This is a genomic window from Daejeonella sp., from assembly GCF_044232565.1.
In the GTDB taxonomy this organism is placed as follows: domain Bacteria; phylum Bacteroidota; class Bacteroidia; order Sphingobacteriales; family Sphingobacteriaceae; genus Daejeonella.
Genome location: NZ_JBIILQ010000135.1, coordinates 1 through 7,482 on the forward strand (window position 1 = coordinate 1; position 7,482 = coordinate 7,482).

Genomic DNA, 7,482 nt, shown 5'->3' on the forward strand with positions numbered 1-7,482 from the left:
AAAGCGCTAGAGAAAGCTGGTTTAACGGATCAGGCAGATTACATTATGGATAAAATTAAGGAATTGCCTTTCGGGCAAATTTTAAAACTTGAATTATGATTGGCAAGTCGGTTATAAAATTAGAGGCTGTAGATATATACCAGCAGAAACATCTTGTTCTTAACAATGTGAATCTGGAGATTAATCCTGGCGAATTTGTTTTCCTTATCGGACAAACAGGATCGGGGAAAAGTAGCTTATTGAAAGTGATTTATGGCGAGCTACATATTGCCAATGGACAGGGTCAGGTAGCAGGTTTCGACCTTAAAAATCTTACTGAAAAAGACGTTCCCTTTCTACGTAGAAAATTGGGAATAGTATTTCAAGATTTCCAATTACTGACCGATCGAAGTATCGAGGAGAATCTAGAATTTGTATTGAAGGCAACAGGCTGGAAGGATAAAAACCTTATTTCAACCCGAATATTAGACGTTTTAGAAAAAGTTGGCCTACGCTCGAAAGTCAAAAAAATGCCCCATGAACTATCTGGTGGTGAGCAGCAGCGTGTAGTTATTGCAAGAGCTTTATTAAACGACCCTGAGATAATTTTGGCAGATGAGCCCACAGGAAATTTAGATCCAGATACATCTGAAGACATTGTTGGCCTTCTAAAAGAAATTAGCCAATCCGGTACCGCTGTATTGATGGCATCTCACGATTATCATATCATCCGAACATTCCCATCAAGAATTATTAAATGTGAAGGTGGAGCAATTCACATGGATGCCCAAATTTAATACAAATTCAAAATAAGCATTTTTTTTATGTCAGTTTGAGGTTTTTTCATCCAAAATGCTGACAGCTTGACTGATTTATTTTTTGGCAAAAAAATTGTCATTAGGTATTATGAAATTTTCAGAATTATTGAACAAAAAGAAGAAGACAAAAATGGAAGAGAATCAGACGACTGAAAATACAAATCAAAACGAGATTGTGGATGAAAATGAGGCCTTAAATACTGAAGTTCCTGGAACGGAAGAACAAGAGGGAACTGCACAAGAAGTTGAACTCTCTGAAGAAGAAAAACTTAAAGCTGAATCAGCTGAATGGAACAATAAATATTTACGATTATATGCTGAGTTTGATAATTTTAAGCGTCGCACAAGCAAAGAGCGCCTAGAATTAATGCAAATGGCTGGTAAAGATGTAATTGTTGATCTTTTAACAGTTCTTGATGATTTTGAAAGAGCTCAAAAATCGATACAAACAGCCACGGATGTAGAAGCAGTAAAAGAAGGAGTAAATCTTGTTCATAATAAACTTAAAAGCCTTTTATCGAGCAAAGGGTTGAAGGAAATGAATGCGATCGGTACTGAATTTGATGCCGATTTACATGAAGGTATTACTAATATTCCTGCACCAACAGCTGATTTAAAAGGAAAAGTTATTGACGAATTAGAAAAAGGTTATTACCTGAACGACAAGGTGATACGTTTTGCAAAAGTTATTATAGGAGCATAGATTGTATGCCGGCCTTCATGCTCGGCATATAAATAGAGCATCGTGTTTATTAAAAAAAATGGCAAAAAGAGATTATTACGACATACTTGGAGTAACACGCAGCTCCACTGCAGATGAGATTAAAAAAGCTTATCGAAAAATGGCAATAAAATATCATCCGGATAAAAATCCGGGCGATAAGCAGTCGGAGGAGAATTTCAAAGAAGCTGCTGAAGCCTATGAGGTTTTGAGTAACGCTGAAAAGAAAAGAAGATATGACCAATTCGGTCATGCAGGCGGCGCTTCAAGTCCCAATGGCGGTGGCGGCGGCGCTGGCCACATGAATATGGAAGACATATTCAGTCAATTTGGTGATATTTTTGGCGGCGGCGGTGGTGGCGGTAGTCCCTTTGATAGTTTCTTTGGCGGCCAACAACAGAGCCGTGGTGGACGAAGAGCAGCAAGAGGAAGCAATCTCCGCATCAAGGTAAAACTTAGTCTGGAGGAAATTGCAAATGGCGTTGAGAAAAAAGTAAAAGTAAATAAGCAGGTTATCTGCGACACTTGCGACGGAAGCGGTGCGAAAGATAAATCATCATTTAATACTTGCCAGACTTGTAATGGTAGCGGTGCGGTGCGTAGAGTTACCAATACTATTCTTGGTCAAATGCAAACAACAAGTACTTGCCCAACTTGTAATGGTGAAGGAACTCAGATCACCTCTAAATGTGGGACATGTAATGGCGATGGACTTACGCGTGGAGAAGAAACGATTAGCATAAATATCCCCGCTGGTGTAAGTGAAGGAATGCAATTATCCATGAGTGGAAAAGGCAATGCCGCACCACGTGGAGGTACGCCTGGAGATTTAATTATTCTTATCGAAGAAACTCCACATGAATCATTAAAACGCGAAGGGAACAATGTGATTTATGATTTGCACATAAGTTTCATAGATGCGGCTATTGGAGCTAGCATTGAAGTGCCAACCATTGATGGGAAAGCAAAAATTAAAATTGAACCAGGAACTCAAGGCGGTAAAATTCTACGTTTAAAAGCAAAGGGTGTGCCTGAAGTTAATTCTTATCATAGAGGTGACCAATTGATTTATGTAAACATTTGGACACCGAAAGCACTATCAAAAGATGAAATGCAGATTTTAGAGCAATTAAAAGACTCACCTAACTTCAAACCTCAACCCGGTAAAAACGAGAAGAGCTTTTTCGATAAAATGAGAGAATATTTCGAATAAGAACTCATTAAATTATTAAAAAAATGAACCATCCAAATTTAGGATGGTTTTTTTATGTACAAATATTACAAATCAGCAGTCTGGGAAAGATGTAATTCATTCAAAAATATTACATCCAGAAGAATTAAATCGGCATTTTTACCCCCCATTTTTAATAAATTTGCCCAGCTACATAAAAAGTAATATTAAATTAAAGAAATGATTTCAGCCATACCTATATTCCGCAAAAGACTAATAATTAGCACATTACTTAGTGCCATTTTTAGTTTCAGTTTTGCACAAAGTAAAGTAGATTCTGTTCAGAAAGTAGATGAAATTATTATTCGAGCATACCTATCGGAGCAAGCAATTTTGCAGGTTCCTTCCTCAGTAAGTCTTATTTCTGCAAAGCAATTGAGAAATCAACCGGGCATTTCTATGCTGCCAGCTCTAAATTCAGTCCCAGGAATAAGAATGGAGGAAAGATCTCCCGGTAGTTATCGTTTATCCATCCGTGGAAGCTCTTTAAGATCACCCTTTGGAGTGAGAAACGTGAAAATTTACCTGGATGAATTCCCACTAACCGACGCTGGAGGCAATACCTATCTAAACCTTATTGATGTAAACAGCTTACATAACATTGAAGTACTTAAAGGACCTGATGGCAGTTTATTCGGAGCTAATTCAGGTGGCGTTGTCTTATTAAATCCTGTTGATAAACGTGCTGACACATCATGGGCTAGTGCTGCAATTAGTAGTGGATCTTACGGTTTATTTCAGGAACAATTAGCACTCCAAAAGAAATTTAAAAAGTCCTATTTAAACATTAACCAAGCCTATCAACAATCGGATGGCTATCGTGAGCATAGTGCCATGAACAGAAACTTTGCTCAAATGATGTATCGCTTGAATTATGGGAAAGCAAATCAATTAAGGGTTCTAGCATTTTATTCTGATTTAGAGTATAAAACACCTGGCGGATTAACCCTAGCGCAATATAATGCTAATCCCAGAGCAGCGCGACCATCAACAGCCTTTGTAGCAGGTCCGGTGGCTCAACAAGCAAGAATAGAAAATCAAACACTTTATGCAGGAATTGTAAACGAGGCAAAGATTTTTAACAATTTCAAGCATGTTTTTGCTGTTTATGGTTCAAGCACCGACTATCTTAATCCATTTATCACAAATTATGAGGTTCGGAAAGAAAATACGGGTGGAATTAGAACATATTTTGAATTACAAGGAGCTGCTAAACAAGCATTTAGTTGGAAGTGGAATGCGGGACTTGAATTACAAAGTACCGGAGCCGATATAGCAAATTATACGAATACCAAGGGTGTAAAAGGAAATCTGCAAGCCCAAGACGATATAATTTCAAATCAATTCTTTTATTTTACTCGTCTTTCAGCAAATATTAATGAAAAGCTTAGCGCAGAAGCCGCGGTAAGTTTAAACTACAATACCTATAAATTCTCAAAAGACAATCAAATAGGAATCACGTCGGAGCGTAAGTTCGACCCGGAATTAATGCCTCGTTTGGCACTTTCCTACAAATTATCTAATAATTTGGCCCTAAGATCTTCAATAAGCAGAGGTTATTCACCCCCAACAATTGCAGAAGTTAGAGCATCCGACAATAAAATTAATACGAATATCGAAGCAGAAACAGGATGGAATTATGAGGCTGGATTAAGACTAAGAAACAGAAATGACAGGCTGTGGATCGATGCTTCCATTTTTCAATATAGACTGGAAAATGCAATTGTTCGTCGTGTTAATGCCGATGATACCGAATTTTACCTAAATGCCGGTGGAACTCGTCAAGATGGAATAGAAAGCCAGGCAAGCTATTGGTTGATTGAACCCGGTTCGAAAGGAATGATTACTGGCTTACAATTACAAAATAGCTATACTTTAAGTCGCTATTATTTTAAAAATTATATCAATGGAACGAGTAATTATTCCGGAAATAGACTTACTGGAACACCTAGAACAGTTATAATCAATGGCTTAGACATTCAACTTCAAAAAAACTTTTACCTTTTTGCACAACACAATTACACTTCAAAGGTTGCTTTGAACGATGCGAATAGTGTTTTTGCAAAATCATTCAACCTAGTGCATTTCAAAGCTGGTTGGAGAGCTGCAAAAATTGGAAAAACAGGATTAGATATATTTACGGGAATCGACAATCTTTTAAATGAAACGTATAGCCTTGGCAATGATTTAAATGCCTTTGGAGGAAGATTCTTCAATGCTGCAGCGCCAAGGAATTTCTTTGGAGGAATGAAGGTAAGATTATGATAATTTATAATTCATCCGATAGCTGACTATCGGATGAATTTATGAAAACCTCTCCTCCTTCAATTTTTCTGTCGGATTCATCATATAACTAATTAATGTCCCATCATTTAATAGCTCAACAACTCTAAATCCGCGGTAGGGAGTACCCCAATTTCCTCCAACATGGGAATCAAACATAAATGGGATATTATCAATCATTTTCACGCCGTCTTGATCATGTTCATGGCCATGTAAACCAGCACGAACATTAGGATATTTCTTGATTAGTTCAAAGAAATCAGGCGTATCAATGGCATGCTTGGTTATCTTAGCCTGAGGAATATGAAGAATCAAAATCACATTCTTTTTGCTCTTATATTTCTCCAATTGCGACTCTAGCCAAGGTAAATCAGGTGAAATATATTCTCCTTTTTCATTGGATGTATCGGCCAAAATAAATGCGGTGTCTTTCACTTCAAAACTCAGATTTAAGGGCATTCCCCATACCTCATTCCAAAATTCGCTGCTAACCATATCATGATTCCCTCTAGTTACATAATAAGGTACTTCTAATTGGTCGATTTTCTTTTTAACAAGAGGCAAAAAGGATTTATCATCATGGATAATATCACCATTTATCACACAAAAATTGAGTTTATTGGTTTTATTAAACAAATTGATCTGGCTGATCGCTTTATCAGTCATCTCTTCAAAAGGAGTCTTGGCTTGACCATAATGAAAGTCGGATGCCACAACAAAGCGTAGTTTAACCTTCGATTTTAACGCATAAACATCATTGGCAGAAAGATCAGTGACTTTCCCACAAAGAAGCACGGCAGAAGCCATTGATAAGTGCTTGATGAATAATCGCCTTGATTGATCTTTGATATTTTCTTCCATATTCTGAAAATTTCCGGATAATTCTTAATTGTAAATAATACTTATGTAAAGTTCAGCTATTAAAATGCAATTCATGTTTACAAATTATTAAATAATTAAACAAGTCAACTATTTTTATTTCAATTTTGGATCTTTCAACTTGCTGGTATCACTTTCCAGAAACTGTAATTTATAGCCACCGAAATCAATCTTTGCGTTAGGAAATAGCTTTTTAAGTTGATCTGCTTCAGAAGGCTGAATTAAAGTCTGAAATAAGAAAATCTGTCTAAGTTCTTTCAAACCCTTTAACTGCTCCAAACCCTTTGCACTTACCTTTGTTCCTATTAAATTAAGATATTGAAGTTTGCCCAGATTTTTCAACTGGCCAATTCCTTGATCAGTTATTGCTGTGCGCTCTAGCGATAGGCGAGTAAGTGCAGATAAATCTGAAATACTTGTAAGCATCTTATCATTCAGTTTTGAATCTCCTAATTTAAGCCAGACCAATTGTTTGGCAATCGGATCCAATAGTTGCAGATCCTTTTCAGTTAAGGCTTCTACAGCCACAAAATTTGCTGATAAATAATTGCTGTTTTGAGCAACAGCTGTTATGGCTATTCCTCTTTCTTGTATTTTCTTGACGGTTCCTTGATCGGCAATCTCAACAGATTCTGCTGGAACATCCGAAATTTTTAGCTCTTCCTTAACTTCTTCTGATTGCAAGGCTAATAAAACAGGCTTGATCTTATCAGGTTGAACGAGTGCATTCACTTTCTTATTGAAATTAGCGCCACTGCTTACCCACCAATGTAACAACTCCATCTCAGCTTTTGTAAGTTGTGGCTGCTCTAATGGAGGCATATGATCTTCGTTATCTTTTGACAAAAATATTCTTTTGATCAGTTCACTATCATCAACCCTGCCACCTACAAGAACGAGACCACCCTTACCTCCTTTTAAGATCAAATCGGGCATATCAAGTCTCAGTTTACCTTTTTGCTTTTCCGAACCATGGCATTTATAGCATTTGGCTGTCAGTATCGGCCTGATCACGTCATTATATGCAAGCGCTTCATTAATATCAGGTATCGGTACCCTTTTGGCAGAAACAGAATTACTATTATCGCTTGAAAAAGCCTTAAACAGATAATCTGAACCATGTGTTATTGAACCGCCTAAGTGCCCGGTAATAATGATCAGCAATACCATTAGTCCGCTTACCCAAATATTATCCTTATTCCTTTTGTTCAATCCATATGCAAGAATTGAAACACCCGCTACAGCAATCCCAAACCATTGATGATTAGAAATAAGATCTCCATCATAATCCCCTGAATTTGAAAGCAGATATCCACTGATGCAGGCAAATATTGCGCTAACCATACCCCAAAATAAGGCAATACTCACGGCAGTCGACAAGGATTTATATTTCTCCTTGCGGGATAGCCATTGAAAAAGTGCAGCAATTAGTAATACGCCAATAGGCAGGTGAACCAGAACAGGATGAAACCTGCCAATAAATTCAGTAATATTCTCAAAAACAATAGCGCTAATAATCATTCAATAGAAATAAAGGATCAGGAATATCTTTTTCTGAGCAAATGCATCAT

The 7,482-nt window shown here is 37.1% G+C and carries 6 protein-coding genes; 4 read left to right on the forward strand and 2 right to left on the reverse strand.

Features of this window, described 5'->3' with window-relative positions; all coding sequences use genetic code 11:
- Positions 1-95: 95 nt before the first annotated feature.
- From ACILQF_RS08375 to ACILQF_RS08390, 4 genes are all read left to right on the forward strand, one after another.
- On the forward strand, positions 96-776 hold the full coding sequence (locus tag ACILQF_RS08375) for a cell division ATP-binding protein FtsE (RefSeq protein ID WP_395626965.1): 681 nt from the start codon (positions 96-98) through the stop codon (positions 774-776).
- A gap of 109 nt (positions 777-885) precedes the next feature.
- Positions 886-1,500 (forward strand): nucleotide exchange factor GrpE, encoded by a 615-nt coding sequence (locus ACILQF_RS08380; RefSeq protein WP_395626966.1) that lies wholly within the window; start codon positions 886-888, stop codon positions 1,498-1,500.
- Between the two features lie 58 nt (positions 1,501-1,558).
- Positions 1,559-2,731, forward strand: a complete 1,173-nt coding sequence (gene dnaJ / locus ACILQF_RS08385) for a molecular chaperone DnaJ (RefSeq protein WP_395626967.1) — start codon at positions 1,559-1,561, stop codon at positions 2,729-2,731.
- A gap of 198 nt (positions 2,732-2,929) precedes the next feature.
- A complete protein-coding gene (locus ACILQF_RS08390; protein WP_395626968.1) occupies positions 2,930-5,014 on the forward strand; it encodes a TonB-dependent receptor in 2,085 nt (694 codons plus the stop codon).
- A 39-nt stretch (positions 5,015-5,053) separates the two neighbouring features.
- Here ACILQF_RS08390 and ACILQF_RS08395 read toward each other — a convergent pair whose 3' ends face one another.
- Together ACILQF_RS08395 and ACILQF_RS08400 are read right to left on the reverse strand one after the other, a co-directional pair.
- Positions 5,054-5,893: a metallophosphoesterase family protein gene (locus tag ACILQF_RS08395; RefSeq protein WP_395626969.1), complete on the reverse strand. Its 840-nt coding sequence runs from the start codon at positions 5,891-5,893 to the stop codon at positions 5,054-5,056.
- A 114-nt stretch (positions 5,894-6,007) separates the two neighbouring features.
- Positions 6,008-7,432, reverse strand: coding sequence for a c-type cytochrome domain-containing protein (locus tag ACILQF_RS08400; protein WP_395626970.1), 1,425 nt, complete (start codon positions 7,430-7,432; stop codon positions 6,008-6,010).
- Positions 7,433-7,482 lie beyond the last annotated feature (50 nt).